Consider the following 20105-nt stretch of genomic DNA (forward strand, 5'->3'; position numbering starts at 1 on the left):
ATTCCTTATTGGAGAATACCTTAAGTTTACCGGATTTTTGCGGCCCTGAGGTTGACAACCTTCATACTGGTCACAACCGCACCAAAGCATTACAATACGCGGCTTGCAATCCTGAGCTGAGCAAGTCGATGACTAAAAAACTCCATATAAAAACCTGGGGCTGTCAGATGAACGAATACGATTCATCGAAGATGGCCGATCTGCTGGATACCACCCACGGATACCAGCTGACTGAAAATGCGAAAGAAGCCGATGTGCTGCTGCTGAACACCTGTTCAATTCGTGAAAAAGCACAGGAAAAAGTCTTTCATGTGTTAGGCCGCTGGAAGCTTCTCAAACGGAAAAATCCGGACCTGATTATTGGCGTGGGTGGCTGCGTCGCATCGCAGGAAGGTAAGCTGATCCGCCAGAGAGCACCCTATGTGGATATCGTTTTTGGCCCTCAGACCCTTCACCGCCTGCCAGAGATGATTAACCAGGTTCGCGGCAGCCGTAGCCCGGTGGTTGACGTGAGTTTCCCGGAGATCGAGAAATTTGACCGTCTGCCAGAGCCGCGCGCTGATGGCCCGACCGCCTTCGTCTCCATCATGGAAGGCTGCAACAAATACTGTACTTACTGCGTGGTACCTTACACCCGCGGTGAAGAAGTGAGCCGCCCGGCAGACGATATCCTGTTTGAAATCGCGCAGCTTGCCGCGCAGGGCGTTCGCGAAGTGAACCTGCTGGGCCAGAACGTGAACGCCTGGCGCGGGGAAAACTACGACGGCACCACTGGCAGCTTTGCTGAACTGCTGCGTCTGGTGGCGGCGATTGACGGCATTGACCGCATTCGCTTTACCACCAGCCATCCGATGGAATTTACCGACGACATTATTGACGTCTATCGCGATACGCCAGAGCTGGTGAGCTTCCTGCACCTGCCGATCCAGTGCGGCTCTGACCGCGTGCTGAACATGATGGGTCGTCCACATACGGTGCTGGAGTATAAGTCCACCATCCGCAAGCTGCGTGAAGCACGCCCGGATATCCAGATTAGCTCCGACTTTATCGTCGGCTTCCCTGGCGAAACCGCTGATGACTTCGAGCGCACCATGAAGCTCATCGGCGAGGTGAATTTCGACGTCAGCTACAGCTTCATCTTCTCAGCACGCCCGGGCACCCCAGCGGCCGATATGGTTGACGATGTGCCGGAAGAAGAGAAAAAGCAGCGTCTGTATATTTTGCAGGAGCGTATCAACCAGCAGGCCAACGCCTGGAGCCGTCGTATGCTCGGCACTGTCCAGCGTATTCTGGTGGAAGGCACTTCCCGTAAGAGCATCATGGAACTGTCTGGTCGAACCGAAAATAACCGCGTGGTGAATTTTGAAGGCACCCCGGACATGATTGGTAAGTTTGTGGACGTCGAGATTGTCGAAGTGCTCACGAACTCGCTGCGCGGGAAGGTGGTACGTACTGAGGACGAAATGGGTCTGCGTATTGCACAGACTCCGGAATCCGTTATCTCTCGCACCCGTAAAGTCAACGATTCTGGCGTAGGTATTTACCAGCCCTGATCCCTCTGGCCTGCCTGTCCGGCAGGCCTTGTATTTCCTCTCATCACCCCCAATATCTACCGCAACGCTTGCGCCTTTATTCTATGGCGTGAATAATTTCGGTAATGACCGTTTTATTACGCCGTGTGGCCACAGGTCAGTTAACCAAATAAAGAGGAACAGTTTGAACATAGATACGCGTGAAATTAGCCTTGAGCCCGCAGACAACGCTCGCCTGCTGAGCCTGTGCGGGCCGTTTGATGACAACATCAAACAACTGGAGCGACGTCTGGGTATCGAAATCAATCGTCGCGATAACCATTTCAAACTCACCGGACGCCCAATCTGCGTCAACGCCGCGGCAGATATTCTCCGCAGCCTGTATGTTGATACCGCCCCGATGCGCGGTGAGATCCAGGATATTGAACCTGAACAGATCCACCTGGCCATCAAAGAGGCGCGCGTGCTTGAGCAGAGCGCGGAAAGCGTGCCGGACTATGGCAAAGCCATCAACATTAAAACCAAACGCGGCGTGATTAAGCCTCGTACCCCGAACCAGGCACAGTACATCGCCAACATTCTCGACCATGACATCACCTTTGGCGTGGGTCCGGCGGGTACGGGTAAAACCTATCTGGCCGTTGCTGCTGCTGTCGATGCGCTTGAGCGTCAGGAGATCCGCCGTATCCTGCTGACCCGCCCTGCTGTAGAAGCCGGTGAGAAACTCGGCTTCCTGCCGGGCGATTTAAGTCAGAAAGTGGACCCCTACCTGCGCCCGCTGTACGACGCGCTGTTCGAAATGCTCGGCTTCGAGAAAGTTGAAAAGCTCATCGAGCGTAACGTGATTGAAGTGGCCCCGCTGGCCTACATGCGTGGGCGTACACTTAACGACGCGTTCATCATTCTGGATGAGAGCCAGAACACCACCATCGAACAAATGAAGATGTTCCTGACGCGTATTGGCTTTAACTCGAAAGCGGTTATTACCGGTGACGTCACCCAGATTGACCTGCCGCGTAACACCAAATCGGGTCTGCGTCACGCCATCGAAGTCCTGGCCGAGGTAGAGGAAATCAGCTTCAACTTCTTCCACAGCGAAGACGTGGTACGCCACCCGGTGGTCGCGCGTATCGTTAACGCTTATGAGGCCTGGGAAGAGGCAGATCAGAAGCGCAGGGCCGAGCTGGCCGCAGAACGTAAGCGCGAAGCGCAGGAGCATGAACAGAAATGAGTCAGGTGATCCTCGATTTACAGCTGGCCTGTGAAGATAATTCCGGCATGCCAGAAGAGGCACAGTTTCAGAAATGGCTGGATGCCGTTATCCCCCAGTTTCAGGAAGAATCAGAGGTCACGATTCGCCTGGTGGATGAAGCAGAAAGCCATGAGCTCAACCTGACCTATCGCGGGAAAGATAAGCCGACCAATGTGCTCTCTTTCCCATTCGAAGCCCCTCCGGGCATTGAGATGCCGCTGCTGGGCGATCTGATCATCTGCCGTCAGGTGGTTGAGCAGGAAGCCAAAGAGCAGCAAAAGCCGCTGGAAGCGCACTGGGCACACATGGTGGTGCACGGTAGCCTGCATCTTCTGGGTTACGACCATATTGAAGATGACGAAGCGGAAGAGATGGAATCCCTCGAGACAGAGATAATGCTTGCTCTGGGCTATGAGGATCCGTACATTGCCGAGAAAGAATAGTCAGTCACTGACTACCATGCCGCCGCGCAGGGACATAGCGCGGCGGTTAACGTTGAACTAACAAGAGAACCCTTAACAAACGCCATGAGCGACGACAATTCACACAGTAGCGACACGACAACCACTAAAAAGGGATTTTTCTCCCTCATCCTGAACCAGCTTTTCCACGGCGAACCGAAAAACCGTGACGAACTGCTGGAGCTGATTCGTGATTCCGGGCAGAACGACCTTATCGACGAAGATACGCGCGAAATGCTCGAAGGGGTGATGGACATCGCCGACCAGCGCGTCCGCGACATCATGATCCCCCGCTCGCAGATGATTACCCTGAAACGCAACCAGACGCTGGACGAGTGCCTCGATGTGATTATCGAATCGGCTCACTCACGTTTCCCGGTCATCAGCGAAGACAAAGATCACATCGAAGGGATTTTGATGGCGAAAGATCTGCTGCCGTTTATGCGCAGCGATGCCGAAGCCTTCAGTATGGAAAAAGTGTTACGCCCGGCCGTGGTTGTGCCGGAAAGTAAACGTGTGGATCGGATGCTGAAGGAGTTTCGCTCCCAGCGCTATCACATGGCGATTGTTATTGATGAATTTGGTGGCGTTTCCGGTCTGGTCACAATCGAAGACATCCTTGAGCTGATCGTGGGCGAAATCGAAGATGAGTATGACGAAGAAGAGGATATCGACTTCCGTCAGCTGAGCCGCCACACCTGGACCGTGCGCGCGCTGGCCTCCATTGAAGACTTCAATGACACCTTTGGCACCAGCTTCAGCGATGAAGAAGTGGACACCATTGGTGGTCTGGTGATGCAGGCCTTCGGCCATCTTCCGGCCCGCGGTGAAACCGTTGACATCGATGGTTACCAGTTCAAGGTCGCAATGGCTGACAGCCGACGTATTATTCAGGTTCATGTCAGAATGCCGGACGACTCACCGGTGCCAAAACTGGAAGATTAATGTAAATGGCATTTGCCCCACTCTTTGAACGCCAGCGCGTCCGTTTGCTGCTGGCGCTGTTACTCGGAGCCAGCGGTACGCTGGCTTTTTCTCCTTACGATATTTGGCCAGCCGCTATTCTCTCCCTGATGGGGCTACAGGGTCTTACCCTGAACCGTCGTCCGGTACAGGCCGCGGCCATAGGCTACTTCTGGGGGCTGGGGCTGTTTGGCTCTGGTATCAACTGGGTCTACGTCAGTATCGCGCAATTTGGCGGAATGCCGGGGCCGGTTAACGTCTTCCTGGTTGTGCTGCTCGCCGCCTATCTTTCGCTCTACACTGGCCTGTTCGCCGGTATTCTATCTCGTCTGTGGCCTAAAACGACCTGGCTGCGCGTCGCGATAGCGGCTCCCGTTGTCTGGCAAATCACCGAATTTCTGCGCGGCTGGGTACTGACCGGCTTCCCGTGGTTGCAGTTCGGCTATAGCCAGGTGGACGGCCCGCTGAAAGGTCTGGCTCCCGTCATGGGCGTGGAGGCGATTAACTTCCTGCTCATGGCGGTCAGCGGCCTGCTGGTGCTGGCTCTGGTGACACGTAACTGGAAGCCGCTGGTTGCCGCGTTAATCCTGTTTGCCCTGCCTTTCCCACTGCGTTATATCCAGTGGTTCACGCTGGAGCCCGCGCGCGCCACGCAGGTATCGTTGATACAGGGCGATATCCCGCAGTCATTGAAATGGGATGAGAATCAGCTGCTGAACACGCTGAAAATCTACGCCAACGCCACTGAAAAGGTGATGGGCAAATCGCAGCTCATCATCTGGCCTGAGTCTGCGATCCCGGATCTGGAGATCAATCAGCAGCCCTTCCTGAAGATGATGGACGATCTGCTGCGCGCGCGCGGCAGTACGCTGATTACCGGAATTGTGGATGCGCGTCTCAATCAGCAGAACCGCTATGACACGTACAACACGATCATTACGCTCGGTAAGGACAGCGAATACAGCTATACCTCCACCAATCGTTACAACAAAAATCACCTTGTACCGTTTGGCGAGTTTGTTCCGCTGGAGTCTATTCTGCGCCCACTGGCACCGTTCTTTGACCTGCCGATGTCCTCATTCAGCCGGGGCCCTTACGTTCAGCCGCAGCTGCATGCGCACGGTTTTGCCCTGACGGCCGCTATTTGCTACGAGATTATCCTCGGCGAGCAGGTGCGCGATAACTTCCGCCCGGACACCGACTATCTGCTGACCATCTCAAACGATGCGTGGTTCGGTAAATCGATCGGCCCGTGGCAGCACTTCCAGATGGCACGAATGCGTTCTCTGGAGCTGGCACGTCCGCTGTTGCGCAGCACCAATAACGGCATCACCGCCGTGATTGGCCCGCAGGGTGAAATCCAGGCCATGATCCCGCAGTTCACCCGTGAGGTGCTGACCACGAAAGTCACGCCAGCTACGGGCCTGACGCCTTATGCGCGCACCGGGAACTGGCCGCTGTGGATCCTGACCACGCTGTTCGGTTTTGCCGCCGTAGTGATGAGCCTGCGTCAGCGTCGTAGATAACCTGGCCTTCTGTTGCCGGGTGGCGGCTACGCCTTACCCGGCCTACTCTCCGGCGCAGCCGCCACCCGACAATTTCCTCCTAAACTTCAATTCTGGCACGCCTGTTGCTTTGTTTAATTACGCAAACGCTGTCTGGCTTAACGTGCAACCTTGTCGCACCAGCATGGATCTCCGGTAGCACCGAAACGGTGCAACGAGAGATTATTGCCTCTGAATGGTGCGGCGCGCTTCGCAAAAATAAACAATAACGCAGCAAAATCTTTACATTAAGCCAGACTAAATGTTAACAAGCTTGCATAACACTGCACTCGCATTGCGCGAGATATAACAACATCACAATGGGTATCAAAGCGTCACTGGCGCTGATAAGAAAGGAGTTGGGTATGCAATTACGTAAACTGGCCACAGCAATGCTGGTTATGGGAATGTCTGCGGGCATCGTTCACGCTGAAGAGGCTCCGGCAGCAGGAAGCACTCTCGACAAGATTGCCAAAAACGGCGTGATCGTGGTCGGCCACCGTGAATCTTCTGTCCCGTTCTCTTACTACGACAACACGCAAAAAGTCGTGGGCTATTCACAGGATTACTCCAACGCCATCGTTGAAGCCGTGAAGAAAAAGCTGAACAAACCTGACCTGCAAGTGAAGCTGATCCCCATCACTTCACAGAACCGTATTCCTCTGCTGCAAAACGGCACATTTGATTTTGAATGTGGCTCAACCACCAACAACCTTGAGCGTCAGAAACAGGCCGCTTTCTCGGACACCATCTTCGTTGTAGGCACCCGCCTGCTGACGAAGAAAGGCGGCGATATCAAAGATTTTGCTGACTTGAAAGGCAAAGCGGTTGTCGTGACCTCCGGTACCACGTCCGAAGTGCTGCTGCACAAGCTGAACGACGAGAAGAAAATGGACATGCGCATCATCAGCGCGAAAGATCACGGCGACTCCTTCCGTACCCTGGAAAGCGGTCGTGCCGTTGCGTTTATGATGGATGACGCTCTGCTGGCAGGCGAGCGCGCCAAGGCGAAGAAACCAGACAACTGGGAAATCGTCGGGACTGCGCAGTCGAAAGAAGCTTACGGCTGTATGCTGCGTAAAGGCGATGAAGGCTTCAAAAAGCTGATCGATGACACCATCGCTCAGGCGCAAACCTCTGGCGAAGCGGCAAAATGGTTCGACAAATGGTTCAAGAACCCAATTCCACCAAAAAACCTGAACATGAACTTTGAACTGTCTGACGACATGAAAGCGCTGTTCAAATCACCAAACGACAAAGCTCTTAACTAACTAGAACGACAGGGGCGGGATCTCCTGCCCTCTCGATTGTCGGGAAGCATGGACAGACTATACGTTGAGTGGTCGTTCCCCACTCAGCGCAAAAATTGAGCTTCTCACCAATCTTCGAGGGTAGCGCTGCTACCCTCTTTTTTCTGGAGTTTACTATGTCAATTGACTGGAACTGGGGCATCTTTCTGCAACAAGCCCCGTTCGGCAACACCACCTATCTCGGCTGGCTGTGGAGCGGCTTTCAGGTTACCGTTGCGTTATCGATAACGGCGTGGATTATCGCGTTTCTTGTCGGTTCGCTGTTCGGTATTCTGCGTACCGTCCCTAACCGTTTTCTCTCTTCGATTGGCACGCTCTATGTGGAACTGTTCCGTAACGTTCCGCTGATCGTGCAGTTCTTTACCTGGTATCTGGTGATCCCGGAACTGCTGCCGGAAGATCTCGGCATGTGGTTCAAGGCCGAGCTGGATCCTAACGTACAATTCTTTGTCTCCTCCATGCTGTGTCTGGGACTGTTCACCGCTGCGCGCGTCTGCGAGCAGGTGCGTGCCGCCATACAGTCACTGCCACGCGGACAAAAGAATGCGGCACTGGCGATGGGCCTGACCCTGCCACAAGCCTACCGTTACGTACTGCTGCCTAACGCTTACCGCGTCATCGTTCCGCCGATGACCTCCGAGATGATGAACCTGGTAAAAAACTCGGCCATCGCCTCAACCATTGGTCTGGTAGATATGGCGGCGCAGGCGGGCAAACTGCTGGATTACTCCGCTCACGCATGGGAATCCTTCACGGCAATCACGCTCGCCTATGTTCTGATTAACGCTTTCATCATGCTGGTGATGAACCTGGTTGAACGCAAAGTACGCCTGCCGGGCAATCTGGGGGGCAAGTAATGTACGAATTTGACTGGAGTTCCATTGTTCCCTCCATGCCTTATCTGCTGGATGGACTGGCGATCACCTTAAAGATCACCGTAATCGCCATTATCGTCGGTATTGTCTGGGGCACCCTGCTGGCAGTGATGCGCCTGTCGAGCTTTAAACCGCTCGCCTGGTTTGCTACGGCTTACGTTAACGTGTTCCGCTCCATTCCACTGGTCATGGTGCTGTTGTGGTTTTACCTGATTGTTCCCGGCTTTTTACAGAACGTGCTGGGACTGTCGCCGAAAACCGATATCCGCCTGATCTCTGCCATGGTGGCATTCTCCATGTTTGAAGCCGCCTACTACTCCGAGATCATCCGCGCAGGTATTCAGAGTATCTCGCGCGGGCAGTCCAGCGCTGCGCTGGCGCTCGGTATGACGCACTGGCAGTCCATGAAGCTCATTATTCTGCCGCAGGCGTTTCGCGCCATGGTTCCGCTGCTGCTGACGCAGGGCATCGTCCTGTTCCAGGATACCTCCCTGGTCTACGTGCTGAGCCTGGCAGACTTCTTCCGTACCGCCTCCACCATTGGCGAACGTGACGGAACGCAGGTTGAGATGATCCTCTTCGCGGGCGGGGTCTATTTTGTGATTAGTTTAAGCGCATCGCTGTTGGTCAGCTGGCTGAAGAAAAGGACCGTATAATGATTTCCCTGAAAAATGTTTCTAAATGGTATGGGCACTTTCAGGTGCTGACCGACTGCTCAACAGAAGTGAAAAAAGGCGATGTGGTGGTGGTATGCGGCCCGTCCGGCTCCGGTAAGTCGACGCTTATCAAAACCGTTAATGGGCTGGAACCTGTCCAGCAGGGCGAGATTGTCGTTAACGGCACCAAAGTGAATGACCGCAAAACCAACCTTGCCCAGCTTCGCTCCCACGTTGGGATGGTGTTCCAGCATTTTGAGCTGTTCCCTCACCTCTCCATCATTGAGAACCTGACGCTGGCGCAGGTGAAAGTGCTGAAGCGCGACAAAAAAGCGGCGCGTGAAAAGGGGCTGAAGTTGCTGGAACGCGTCGGGCTGTCTGCACATGCGGATAAGTTCCCTGCGCAGCTTTCAGGTGGCCAACAGCAGCGCGTGGCAATCGCGCGTGCGCTGTGCATGGATCCGGTGGCGATGCTGTTTGATGAGCCGACGTCCGCGCTCGATCCTGAGATGATCAACGAAGTGCTGGACGTTATGGTGGAACTGGCGCACGAAGGGATGACCATGATGGTGGTGACGCACGAAATGGGCTTCGCCCGTAAAGTGGCCAACCGTGTGATCTTCATGGATGAAGGGAAAATTGTTGAAGACTCACCGAAAGAAGAGTTCTTCGCAAATCCTAAATCTGAACGTGCAAAAGACTTCCTCGCCAAAATCCTGCATTAATCTTTTTAGTGCGCAATCTGTGGATTGCGCACTGCTTCACGCTTTAGATCTCTTTTTCTATTCGGCGTCACATCGCAGCGTTAACCTTGTCACAAATAATGCTAAGAATGGAGAACGCCATGGCACAGCCTATTATTCTCGACTGCGATCCGGGTCATGATGACGCAATCGCACTCGTCCTTGCTCTTGCCTCCCCTGAACTGGACGTAAAAGCTGTCACCTCCTCTGCAGGGAACCAGACGCCGGATAAAACCCTGCGAAACGTGTTGCGCATGTTAACGCTGCTAAAACGCACCGATATTCCGGTCGCAGGTGGCGCCATTAAGCCGCTAATGCGCGAGCTGATCATTGCGGATAACGTTCACGGTGAAAGTGGGCTGGATGGCCCGGCGCTGCCGGAGCCGGGTTTCGCACCACAAAACTGTACTGCCGTCGAGCTCATGGCGAAAGTTCTGCGTGAAAGCGCAGAGCCCGTGACGCTGGTGTCGACCGGCCCACAGACCAACGTAGCGCTGCTGCTGAACAGCCATCCTGAACTGCACAGCAATATCGCCCGTATCGTCATCATGGGCGGGGCAATGGGGCTGGGGAACTGGACGCCAGTCGCGGAGTTCAACATCTTTGTTGACCCGCAAGCCGCGGAAATCGTCTTCCAGTCGGGCCTGCCGATTGTGATGGCGGGGCTGGACGTTACCCACCGCGCACAAATTATGGCGCAGGACATCGAACGATTTCGTACTGTGGGTAACCCGGTTGCAACAACCGTGGCAGAGCTGCTCGATTTCTTTATGGTGTATCACAAAGCCGAGAAGTGGGGATTCCACGGCGCCCCGCTGCATGACCCATGCACCATCGCCTGGCTACTGAAGCCGGAAATGTTTACCACGGTCGAGCGTTGGGTTGGTGTGGAAACACAGGGGAAATATACCCAGGGAATGACGGTGGTGGACTATTACTCGCTGACGGGAAACAAGCCGAATACCACAGTGATGGTGGATATCGATCGGAAAGCGTTTGTGGATTTGCTGGCGGAGAGGCTGGCTTATTATTCTGCGGCCTGATGCCCTCACCCACAGGGAGAGGGAGCAGACACTAAAAACGGCAACGACGTTGCCGTTTTGCTTTTACCTACGGCTCAAACGGCCGACGCTGGAACTGGTCGTGCCCGCATTTCGGACACAGCGACAGCACCTCCGGCGTATAAACGGCGATATGGTGGTGGCACTTCTCACACACCAGGTTCCCCAGCCCCACCACTTCGCCGCTGTGATAGACACCGTGGTGGTTTAAATCCTGGAATACCTCGCGCCACTCCAGTTGGGTTTTATCGGTAATATCCGCCAGCTCCTGCCACAGGCTCTCTTTAATTACCCGCATAAAAACACTGTCGGCGATTTCGTCCTGGCTCTCTTCATAGCTTCGCGCAAACTCTTCCAGGTCGCGGCGCACGGCGCGCGTCACCTCTTCCACTTCGGTTCGCGATAACTCACCCGTTTGCGTCACGCGTGCGCGTGCCTGTTCGACCAACGCGTCGATATCACGCTCGCCGTTACGCAGCCTTTCCGTCAGAGTCGCTACCAGTTCACGGTAAAATTGAGCAACCTTGTTCATCATTTTGCCTCCCGGGTAAGTAACTGTCTCTAATAATAGACCTTATTTCGTCGCAGCTTTGTCAGGTGAAGCACAGACCCGGTAAATTCCTGCAAAGTGCATTTGCGTGAAAGGCTGTTTTGACGCGGGCGTTTGGGCTATGCTATGCGGATCTGAATTACCACATCCATTGGCTACATTTGTAGCTGTATTGAACACAGGACCACTGGCTGCCATGCAAGAGCAATACCGCCCGGAAGAGATAGAATCAAAAGTCCAGCAACACTGGGACGAGAAGCGCACCTTTGAAGTAACCGAAGACGAGAGCAAAGAGAAGTATTACTGCCTGTCGATGCTTCCCTATCCTTCTGGTCGACTACACATGGGCCACGTGCGTAACTACACCATCGGTGACGTGATTGCACGCTACCAGCGTATGCTGGGCAAAAACGTACTTCAGCCTATCGGCTGGGATGCGTTCGGCCTGCCTGCTGAAGGCGCGGCGGTGAAAAACAACACGGCACCGGCTCCGTGGACGTACGACAACATCGCGTACATGAAAAACCAGCTGAAAATGCTGGGCTTTGGCTATGACTGGAGCCGCGAGCTGGCAACCTGTACCCCGGAATACTACCGCTGGGAGCAGAAGTTCTTCACCGAGCTGTATAAAAAAGGCCTGGTCTACAAGAAAACGTCCGCCGTTAACTGGTGCCCGAACGACCAGACCGTTCTCGCGAACGAGCAGGTTATCGATGGCTGCTGCTGGCGCTGCGACACCAAAGTTGAGCGTAAAGAGATCCCGCAGTGGTTTATCAAAATCACCGCCTACGCTGACGAACTGCTGAACGATCTGGATAATCTGGATCACTGGCCTGACACCGTTAAGACCATGCAGCGCAACTGGATCGGCCGTTCCGAAGGTGTGGAAATTACCTTTAACGTAGAAAACTACGACCAGACGCTGACCGTCTACACCACCCGTCCGGACACCTTCATGGGCGCGACCTACCTGGCCGTGGCCGCAGGTCACCCGCTGGCGCAAAAAGCGGCGGAAAACAATCCGGAGCTGGCGACCTTTATCGACGAATGCCGCAACACGAAAGTGGCCGAAGCCGACATGGCGACGATGGAGAAAAAAGGCGTTGATACCGGCTTCAAAGCGATCCACCCGCTGACGGGCGAAGCCATCCCCGTCTGGGCCGCCAACTTCGTACTGATGGAATACGGCACAGGCGCCGTGATGGCCGTGCCGGGTCACGATCAGCGCGACTACGAATTTGCCACCAAATACGGCCTGACCATCAAGCCTGTTATTCTTGCTGCTGACGGCTCTGAACCCGATCTCTCTGAGCAAGCGCTGACTGAAAAAGGCACCCTGTTTAACTCCGGTGAGTTCAGCGGCCTGAGCTTCGAAGAGGGCTTCAACGCCATCGCCGACAAACTGGCCTCGCTGGGCGTGGGCGAGCGTAAAGTCAACTACCGTCTGCGCGACTGGGGCGTTTCCCGTCAGCGTTACTGGGGTGCGCCAATCCCAATGGTGACCCTGGAAGACGGCACCGTGATGCCAACGCCGGAAGATCAGCTGCCGGTGATCCTGCCGGAAGACGTGGTCATGGACGGCATCACCAGCCCGATCAAAGCCGATCCTGAGTGGGCAAAAACCACCGTCAACGGTCAGCCAGCGCTGCGTGAAACCGACACCTTTGACACCTTTATGGAATCCTCCTGGTACTATGCGCGCTACACCTGCCCGCAGTACAAAGAAGGCATGCTGGATTCCGATGCTGCAAACTACTGGCTGCCGGTAGACATCTATATCGGTGGCATTGAACACGCCATCATGCACCTGCTCTACTTCCGCTTCTTCCACAAACTGATGCGTGACGCAGGCCTGGTCAACTCCGACGAACCGGCAAAACAGCTGCTGTGTCAGGGTATGGTGCTGGCAGATGCGTTCTACTACGTTGGCGCGAACGGTGAACGTAACTGGGTTTCTCCGGTTGATGCGATTGTGGAGCGCGACGAGAAAGGCCGTATCGTGAAGGCGAAAGACGCCGAAGGTCATGAACTGGTTTATACCGGCATGAGCAAGATGTCCAAGTCTAAAAATAACGGTATCGACCCGCAGGTGATGGTTGAGCGTTACGGCGCTGACACCGTGCGTCTGTTCATGATGTTCGCCTCCCCGGCAGATATGACGCTGGAATGGCAGGAATCCGGCGTTGAAGGGGCAAACCGCTTCCTGAAACGCGTCTGGAAACTGGTTTACGAGCACACCTCACAAGGTGATGCGCCAGCGCTGAACGTAGCTGCACTGAGCGAAGATCAGCAGGCGCTGCGTCGTGATGTTCATAAAACCATTGCGAAAGTCACCGATGATATTGGTCGTCGTCAGACCTTCAATACCGCAATTGCGGCTATTATGGAACTGATGAACAAGCTGGCGAAAGCCCCGCAGGACGGCGAGCAGGATCGCGCGTTAATGCGCGAAGCGCTGCTGGCGGTCGTTCGCATGCTGAACCCGTTCACGCCGCACGTTAGCTTCACCCTGTGGCAGGAGCTGAAAGGCGAAGGGGATATCGACAACGCGCCGTGGCCAGTGGCGGATGAATCCGCTATGGTGGAAAACACCACGCTGGTTGTGGTGCAGGTTAACGGTAAAGTGCGCGGTAAAATTACCGTCGCGGTCGACGCAACCGAAGAACAGGTTCGCGAGCGCGCAGGCCAGGAGCATCTGGTCGCGAAATACCTTGAGGGCGTTACCGTACGTAAAGTGATCTACGTACCCGGTAAACTGCTGAATCTGGTCGTTGGCTAAGCGCGGGAGGAAACGTGCGACACCTGGCAACAATACTCTTATCTCTGGCGGTGCTGGTCACCGCTGGCTGCGGCTGGCACCTGCGCAATACCACGGCAGTGCCTGCTCAGATGAAAACAATGATCTTCGACTCATCCGATCCGAATGGACCGCTGAGCCGGGCCATTCGTAACCAGCTGCGTTTGAACGATGTTGAGCTGATCGAGAAGGGAACCCTGCGTCAGGATGTTCCTTCGCTCCGCGTCCTGAAATCAACGCTGTCACAAGACACGGCATCGATCTTCCAGGATGGACGAACCGCGGAATATCAAATGGTGCTTACCGTTGATGCGGCCGTTTTAATGCCAGGTAAAGATATTTACCCTATCAATACCAAAGTCTACCGCTCGTTCTTCGATAACCCGCAGACGGCCCTGGCAAAAGACGCCGAACAGCAGATTATCATCAAGGAAATGTATGATAAGGCCGCGGAGCAACTGATCCGCAGACTGCCTGCCATTGCCGCGTCGACGAAAAAAGGCGCTGACGTTATCGAAACACCGGATGCCAGCACGCCGGATATGCCAACGTCGCTGGGTAACTGATGATCAGGTTGTATCCTGAACAACTCCGCGCGCAGCTCAACGAAGGGCTGCGCGCGGCCTATCTGCTACTCGGCAATGACCCCCTGTTACTTCAGGAAAGCCTTGATGCGGTTCGCCATGCGGCAGCCGCGCAGGGTTTCGATGAGCATCATACGTTCCAGATCGATAACAGTACCGACTGGAACGCTATCTTCTCGCTTTGTCAGGCCATGAGCCTGTTTGCCTCTCGTCAGACAATCCAGATCGTGCTGCCAGAGAATGGTCCTAACGCGGCCATCAATGAACAGCTGACCATGCTGGTGAGTTTATTACACGGCGATCTGCTGCTTATCGTACGCGGTAACAAGTTCACGAAAGCGCAGGAAAACGCGGCCTGGTTTACCCAGCTTGCCACCAATGCGGTACTGGTTACCTGCCAGACGCCAGAACAGGCGCATCTGCCAAAATGGGTTGCCGCGCGCGCAAAGCTGCACAATCTGCAACTGGATGATGCCGCCAGCCAGCTCCTTTGCTATTGCTATGAAGGCAACCTTCTGGCACTGGCGCAGGCGCTGGACAGGCTCGCCCTACTGTGGCCCGATGGCAAGCTGACGCTACCGCGCGTGGAACAGGCGGTGAATGATGCCGCGCACTTTACTCCCTTCCACTGGGTTGATGCGCTGCTGTCGGCGAAAAGTAAGCGAGCCCTGCACATACTGCAACAGCTGCGCCTGGAAGGGAGTGAGCCGATCATTCTGCTCCGCACGCTCCAGCGCGAATTACTGCTGCTGAACAACCTTAAACGTCAGTCGGCACATACGCCCCTGCGCGCCTTATTCGATAAACATCGCGTCTGGCAGAACCGTCGGGCGATGACCACGGAGGCGATAAACCGCCTGAGCCAGGAGCAGTTGCGTCAGGCAGTGCAACTTCTGATGCGCGCCGAACTGACGTTAAAACAGGACTACGGCCAGTCTGTCTGGGCGGAGCTGGAGAGCCTCTCTTTGCTGCTCTGCCATAAGGCGCTGGCAGACGTATTTATCGATGGGTGATATGCATTCTTTACGGGCAATGTATGGCGGGACCTTCGACCCGGTACACTATGGGCATCTTAAACCGGTAGAAATCCTCGCGAATTTGATTGGGTTGCAGCGGGTAATCATCATGCCCAACAATGTTCCTCCGCATCGTCCTCAGCCAGAAGCAACCAGCGAGCAGCGCAAAGCGATGCTCGCGCTGGCTATCGCAGATAAGCCTCTCTTCACGCTGGATGAGCGCGAATTGCGCAGGGATACCCCTTCCTGGACATCGCAAACGCTGCGGGAGTGGCGCGCTGAGCAGGGGCCTATGCAACCGCTGGCGTTTATCATCGGCCAGGATTCCTTGCTCAACTTTCCCAGCTGGTACCAGTACGAAACCATTCTGGAAAACAGTCATCTGCTGGTCTGCCGCCGTCCGGGCTACCCGTTGACCATGCGCGACGCGCAGCATCAGCAGTGGCTTGACGCGCATCTGACGGACAATATAGAAGACCTGCACAGTCTACCCGCCGGGAAAATTTACCTCGCTGAAACGCCGTGGTTTGATATTTCCGCGACCCTCATCCGCGAGCGTCTCCAGCAGGGTTTAGACTGTGACGATCTCCTGCCCTCGCCCGTGCTGGCCTATATCCACGCACACGGTTTGTATCAGAAAAGTACAGATGCCTGATCATCACCGGCGAAATTGTCTGTTAATGTTTATCCTGCCTTGACAGGCTAAGCCATACTGATATCCTCCGCTGCCAGACTTTCCCGCCGATCGCTGCTTTACAGAAATTGTTTTACAAAAATGGCGATGCAATCTCAGGCGGAGGGTGGGATGATACCCGCCTTCAAAAGCCGGGCGGTGACATTTGTCCCGCGACTGGCGTCAGTTCAGGTATACTGACTGGCCACGAATTCATAGTTGTACAATCTCATTCACCCAGGGGGAAAACTTGCAGGGTAAAGCACTCCAGGATTTTGTTATCGACAAAATTGATGACCTGAAAGGTCAGGACATCATCGCTATCGACGTTAAGGGTAAATCCAGCATCACCGACTGCATGATCATCTGCACCGGGACCTCAACTCGTCACGTTGTTTCGATTGCTGACCATGTTGTTCAGGAATCGCGCGCGGCAGGGCTGCTTCCGCTGGGCGTTGAAGGTGAAGCGACCGCTGACTGGGTGGTTGTCGATCTCGGCGATGTGATTGTCCACGTCATGCAGGAAGAGAGCCGTCGCCTGTATGAGCTGGAAAAACTCTGGGGTTAATGCGTGAAGTTGCAACTGGTCGCCGTCGGCACCAAAATGCCGGACTGGGTACAAACCGGTTTTACTGAGTATCTGCGTCGTTTCTCAAAAGATATGCCGTTCGAACTGGTGGAGATCCCAGCAGGAAAGCGCGGCAAGAACGCAGATATCAAACGTATTCTCGATAAAGAGGGAGAGCTGATGCTGGCTGCCGCAGGCAAAAACCGCATCGTGACCCTCGATATCCCGGGAAAACCCTGGGATACGCCGCAGCTGGCGCACGAACTGGAGCGCTGGAAGCAGGATGGTCGTGATGTCAGTCTGTTGATTGGCGGACCAGAGGGGTTATCTCCCGCCTGCAAAGCGGCAGCAGAACAAAGTTGGTCACTCTCGGCGCTGACGTTGCCCCACCCGCTTGTGCGGGTTCTCGTGGCAGAAAGTTTGTATCGCGCATGGAGCATCACTACCAACCACCCTTATCACCGCGAGTAATGACAGACCAGGGTAATTTAAGCAGCGGATGAAACTACAGAATTCTTTTCGCGACTATACGGCTGAGTCCGCGCTGTTTGTGCGCCGGGCGCTGGTCGCCTTTACGGGGATTTTGCTGCTTACCGGCGTGCTGATCGCCAACCTCTATAATCTGCAAATTGTCCGCTATACCGATTACCAGACCCGCTCAAACGAAAACCGTATCAAGCTGGTACCCATCGCGCCCAGCCGCGGCATTATCTACGATCGTAACGGCACCCCGCTGGCGCTAAACCGCACCATCTACCAGATAGAGATGATGCCGGAGAAAGTGGATAACGTGCAGGATACGTTGAACGCGCTGAGAAGCGTTGTCGACCTGACTGATGACGACATCGCTGCGTTCAAAAAAGAGCGCGCACGTTCTCACCGCTTCACCTCTATTCCGGTAAAAACCAACCTGACGGAAGTGCAGGTCGCCCGTTTTGCCGTTAACCAGTACCGTTTCCCCGGTGTGGAAGTCAAAGGCTATAAACGCCGCTACTATCCTTACGGCTCCGCGCTGACGCACGTCATTGGCTACGTCTCCAAAATTAACGATAAAGACGTCGAACGCCTTGATAAAGACGGCAAGCTGGCTAACTACGCCGCAACCCATGATATTGGCAAGCTTGGGATTGAACGTTATTACGAAGATGTCCTGCACGGTCAGACCGGGTATGAAGAGGTTGAAGTTAACAACCGTGGCCGCGTGATCCGTCAGCTCAAAGAGGTTCCCCCACAGGCGGGACATGACGTTTATCTGACGCTCGACCTGAAGCTACAGCAGTATATCGAAACGCTGCTGGCGGGTAGCCGGGCCGCCGTGATCGTGACCGACCCGCGTACCGGCGGTATTCTGGCGATGGTTTCTATGCCAAGCTACGATCCGAACCTCTTCGTGGATGGCATCTCCAGCAAGGATTACTCCGGCCTGCTCAACGATCCAAACACCCCGCTGGTGAACCGCGCCACGCAGGGGGTTTATCCTCCAGCCTCAACGGTAAAACCGTATGTCGCCGTTTCTGCGCTGAGCGCGGGCGTCATTACCCGTAATACCAGTCTGTTTGACCCTGGCTGGTGGCAGTTACCTGGCTCTGAAAAACGCTACCGTGACTGGAAAAAATGGGGTCACGGCCATCTGAACGTGACCAAATCACTGGAGGAGTCGGCGGATACCTTCTTCTATCAGGTCGCCTACGACATGGGAATTGATCGTCTGTCTGAATGGATGAGCAAATTCGGCTACGGACATTACACCGGTATAGATTTGGCGGAAGAACGTTCCGGCAACATGCCAACCCGCGAATGGAAGCTGAAGCGCTTTAAAAAACCCTGGTATCAGGGTGATACCATTCCGGTGGGCATCGGCCAGGGCTACTGGACGGCAACGCCGCTGCAAATGAACAAGGCGATGATGATCCTCATCAACGATGGCGTTGTGAAAGTACCGCACCTGCTGCAAAGCACCGTAGAAGACGGCAAAAAAGTGCCATGGATACAGCCGCACGAGCCGCCGGTGGGTGACATTCATTCCGGGTACTGGGAAATCGCCAAAGACGGGATGTATGGCGTAGCCAACCGCCCTAACGGGACGGCGCACAAATATTTCGCTGGCGCACCGTATAAGGTTGCCGCGAAATCAGGTACGGCTCAGGTCTTCGGTCTGAAAGCGAATGAAACCTATAACGCACATAAAATTGCCGAACGTCTGCGTGACCACAAGCTCATGACGGCGTTTGCCCCTTATGATAACCCGCAGGTTGCGGTGGCGATGATTCTTGAGAACGGCGGCGCAGGCCCGGCGGTGGGTACCATCATGCGTCAAATCCTCGACCACATCATGCTGGGTGATAACAACACCGAACTGCCAGCTGAAAACCCGGCAGCCGCTGCGGCGGAGGACCAATAATCATGACGGATAATCCGAATAAAAAATCGCTGTGGGATAAGATCCACATCGACCCTGCCATGCTGCTGATCCTGCTGGCTCTGCTGGTGTACAGCGCCCTCGTTATCTGGAGCGCCAGCGGCCAGGATATCGGCATGATGGAGCGTAAAGTTGGCCAGATCGCCATGGGTCTGGTCATTATGGTGGTGATGGCGCAAATACCACCGCGCGTGTATGAGGGCTGGGCGCCCTATCTCTATATTTTCTGTATCATTTTGCTGGTGGCAGTAGATGCGTTCGGTGCTATATCGAAGGGGGCGCAACGCTGGCTGGATCTGGGGATTGTCCGCTTCCAGCCGTCAGAAATCGCCAAAATCGCCGTTCCGCTGATGGTGGCGCGCTTCATTAACCGCGACGTCTGCCCGCCGTCGTTGAAGAATACCGCCATTGCGCTGGTGCTAATTTTCCTGCCGACGCTGCTCGTGGCCGCACAGCCTGACCTCGGTACCTCGATTCTCATCGCCCTCTCCGGCCTGTTCGTCCTGTTCCTGTCCGGCCTGAGCTGGCGTCTGATCGGCATCGCGGTGGTCCTGCTGGCTGCCTTTATTCCTATTCTCTGGTTCTTCCTGATGCATGATTACCAGCGCCAGCGCGTGATGATGCTGCTCGATCCCGAGACCGATCCGCTGGGCGCAGGCTATCATATTATTCAGTCGAAGATTGCGATTGGCTCCGGCGGCCTGCGCGGAAAAGGCTGGCTGCACGGGACTCAGTCGCAGCTCGAATTTTTACCGGAACGCCACACCGACTTTATCTTTGCCGTTCTGGCTGAGGAGTTAGGGCTGGTTGGCATCCTGGTGCTGCTTGCACTCTACGTGCTGTTGATCATGCGTGGGCTCTACATTGCCGCACGCGCACAGACCACCTTTGGCCGGGTTATGGCGGGTGGATTAATGTTGATTTTGTTCGTTTATGTCTTCGTAAATATTGGTATGGTGAGTGGTATTCTGCCGGTTGTTGGCGTACCGCTGCCGCTGGTGAGTTACGGGGGCTCGGCACTGATCGTGTTGATGGCCGGGTTTGGTATCGTCATGTCGATCCATACCCACAGGAAAATGTTGTCCAAAAGCGTATAAAAAT

Annotated in this window: 19 protein-coding genes; 18 read left to right on the plus strand and 1 reads right to left on the minus strand. The window is 54.9% G+C overall.

Translation table 11 applies throughout. From position 1 onward, the window contains the following. Window positions 1-128 precede the first annotated feature (128 nt). From miaB to rihA, 10 genes are all read left to right on the plus strand, one after another. On the plus strand, window positions 129-1553 hold the full coding sequence (miaB, locus tag SK51_RS20310; RefSeq protein ID WP_023305691.1) for a tRNA (N6-isopentenyl adenosine(37)-C2)-methylthiotransferase MiaB: 1425 nt from the start codon (window positions 129-131) through the stop codon (window positions 1551-1553). A 163-nt stretch (window positions 1554-1716) separates the two neighbouring features. After that, a complete protein-coding gene (locus tag SK51_RS20315) occupies window positions 1717-2763 on the plus strand; it encodes a PhoH family protein (protein ID WP_003858674.1) in 1047 nt (348 codons plus the stop codon). Beyond that, entirely contained in the window at window positions 2760-3227 is a 468-nt protein-coding gene (gene ybeY, locus SK51_RS20320) for an rRNA maturation RNase YbeY (RefSeq protein WP_003858677.1), read from the plus strand. Before SK51_RS20315 ends, ybeY begins: the two co-directional genes overlap by 4 nt. A gap of 84 nt (window positions 3228-3311) precedes the next feature. Beyond that, a complete protein-coding gene (gene corC, locus SK51_RS20325) occupies window positions 3312-4190 on the plus strand; it encodes a CNNM family magnesium/cobalt transport protein CorC (RefSeq protein WP_003858679.1) in 879 nt (292 codons plus the stop codon). Window positions 4191-4195: 5 nt separating this feature from the next. Continuing rightward, window positions 4196-5734, plus strand: coding sequence for an apolipoprotein N-acyltransferase (gene lnt / locus SK51_RS20330; RefSeq protein ID WP_022647439.1), 1539 nt, complete (start codon window positions 4196-4198; stop codon window positions 5732-5734). Between the two features lie 383 nt (window positions 5735-6117). Further along, complete coding sequence (locus SK51_RS20335) at window positions 6118-7023, plus strand: amino acid ABC transporter substrate-binding protein (protein ID WP_048207007.1); 906 nt, start codon at window positions 6118-6120, stop codon at window positions 7021-7023. 155 nt (window positions 7024-7178) lie between these two features. Further along, window positions 7179-7919: a glutamate/aspartate ABC transporter permease GltJ gene (gene gltJ / locus SK51_RS20340; protein ID WP_015571133.1), complete on the plus strand. Its 741-nt coding sequence runs from the start codon at window positions 7179-7181 to the stop codon at window positions 7917-7919. Continuing rightward, window positions 7919-8593, plus strand: coding sequence for a glutamate/aspartate ABC transporter permease GltK (gltK, locus tag SK51_RS20345; RefSeq protein ID WP_022647437.1), 675 nt, complete (start codon window positions 7919-7921; stop codon window positions 8591-8593). Before gltJ ends, gltK begins: the two co-directional genes overlap by 1 nt. Beyond that, window positions 8593-9318: an amino acid ABC transporter ATP-binding protein gene (locus tag SK51_RS20350; protein WP_006809622.1), complete on the plus strand. Its 726-nt coding sequence runs from the start codon at window positions 8593-8595 to the stop codon at window positions 9316-9318. Before gltK ends, SK51_RS20350 begins: the two co-directional genes overlap by 1 nt. Window positions 9319-9437: 119 nt before the next feature. Further along, window positions 9438-10379, plus strand: a complete 942-nt coding sequence (gene rihA, locus SK51_RS20355) for a pyrimidine-specific ribonucleoside hydrolase RihA (RefSeq protein ID WP_023305690.1) — start codon at window positions 9438-9440, stop codon at window positions 10377-10379. A gap of 67 nt (window positions 10380-10446) precedes the next feature. On the opposite strand, the gene SK51_RS20360 is transcribed toward rihA, so the two are convergent. Beyond that, on the minus strand, window positions 10447-10929 hold the full coding sequence (locus SK51_RS20360) for a zinc ribbon-containing protein (RefSeq protein WP_032621827.1): 483 nt from the start codon (window positions 10927-10929) through the stop codon (window positions 10447-10449). A 214-nt stretch (window positions 10930-11143) separates the two neighbouring features. On the opposite strand from SK51_RS20360, the gene leuS reads away from it, so the two are divergent. The 8 genes from leuS (at window position 11144) to mrdB (ending at window position 20101) form a co-directional block, all read left to right on the plus strand. After that, window positions 11144-13726: a leucine--tRNA ligase gene (gene leuS / locus SK51_RS20365; RefSeq protein ID WP_015571136.1), complete on the plus strand. Its 2583-nt coding sequence runs from the start codon at window positions 11144-11146 to the stop codon at window positions 13724-13726. A gap of 14 nt (window positions 13727-13740) precedes the next feature. Then, window positions 13741-14310 carry an LPS assembly lipoprotein LptE gene (gene lptE / locus SK51_RS20370; protein ID WP_022647432.1) on the plus strand — a complete coding sequence of 190 codons (570 nt, stop codon included), beginning with the start codon at window positions 13741-13743 and terminating at the stop codon, window positions 14308-14310. Continuing rightward, on the plus strand, window positions 14310-15341 hold the full coding sequence (gene holA, locus SK51_RS20375) for a DNA polymerase III subunit delta (protein ID WP_023305689.1): 1032 nt from the start codon (window positions 14310-14312) through the stop codon (window positions 15339-15341). Before lptE ends, holA begins: the two co-directional genes overlap by 1 nt. Next, window positions 15334-15999, plus strand: a complete 666-nt coding sequence (nadD, locus tag SK51_RS20380; RefSeq protein WP_032670982.1) for a nicotinate-nucleotide adenylyltransferase — start codon at window positions 15334-15336, stop codon at window positions 15997-15999. The genes holA and nadD overlap by 8 nt, the downstream gene beginning before the upstream one ends. A gap of 268 nt (window positions 16000-16267) precedes the next feature. Next, window positions 16268-16585: a ribosome silencing factor gene (rsfS, locus tag SK51_RS20385; RefSeq protein ID WP_003858696.1), complete on the plus strand. Its 318-nt coding sequence runs from the start codon at window positions 16268-16270 to the stop codon at window positions 16583-16585. Between the two features lie 3 nt (window positions 16586-16588). Beyond that, the gene (gene rlmH, locus SK51_RS20390; RefSeq protein WP_048207010.1) at window positions 16589-17056 is read left to right on the plus strand and encodes a 23S rRNA (pseudouridine(1915)-N(3))-methyltransferase RlmH; all 468 of its coding nucleotides are present in this window, start codon (window positions 16589-16591) and stop codon (window positions 17054-17056) included. Between the two features lie 28 nt (window positions 17057-17084). Then, window positions 17085-18986 (plus strand): peptidoglycan DD-transpeptidase MrdA, encoded by a 1902-nt coding sequence (gene mrdA, locus SK51_RS20395; protein ID WP_015571138.1) that lies wholly within the window; start codon window positions 17085-17087, stop codon window positions 18984-18986. 2 nt (window positions 18987-18988) lie between these two features. After that, the gene (gene mrdB / locus SK51_RS20400) at window positions 18989-20101 is read left to right on the plus strand and encodes a peptidoglycan glycosyltransferase MrdB (RefSeq protein WP_022647428.1); all 1113 of its coding nucleotides are present in this window, start codon (window positions 18989-18991) and stop codon (window positions 20099-20101) included. Window positions 20102-20105: the final 4 nt, after the last annotated feature.

It is taken from the genome of Enterobacter sp. MGH85 (assembly GCF_001037655.1).
GTDB lineage: Bacteria > Pseudomonadota > Gammaproteobacteria > Enterobacterales > Enterobacteriaceae > Enterobacter > Enterobacter intestinihominis.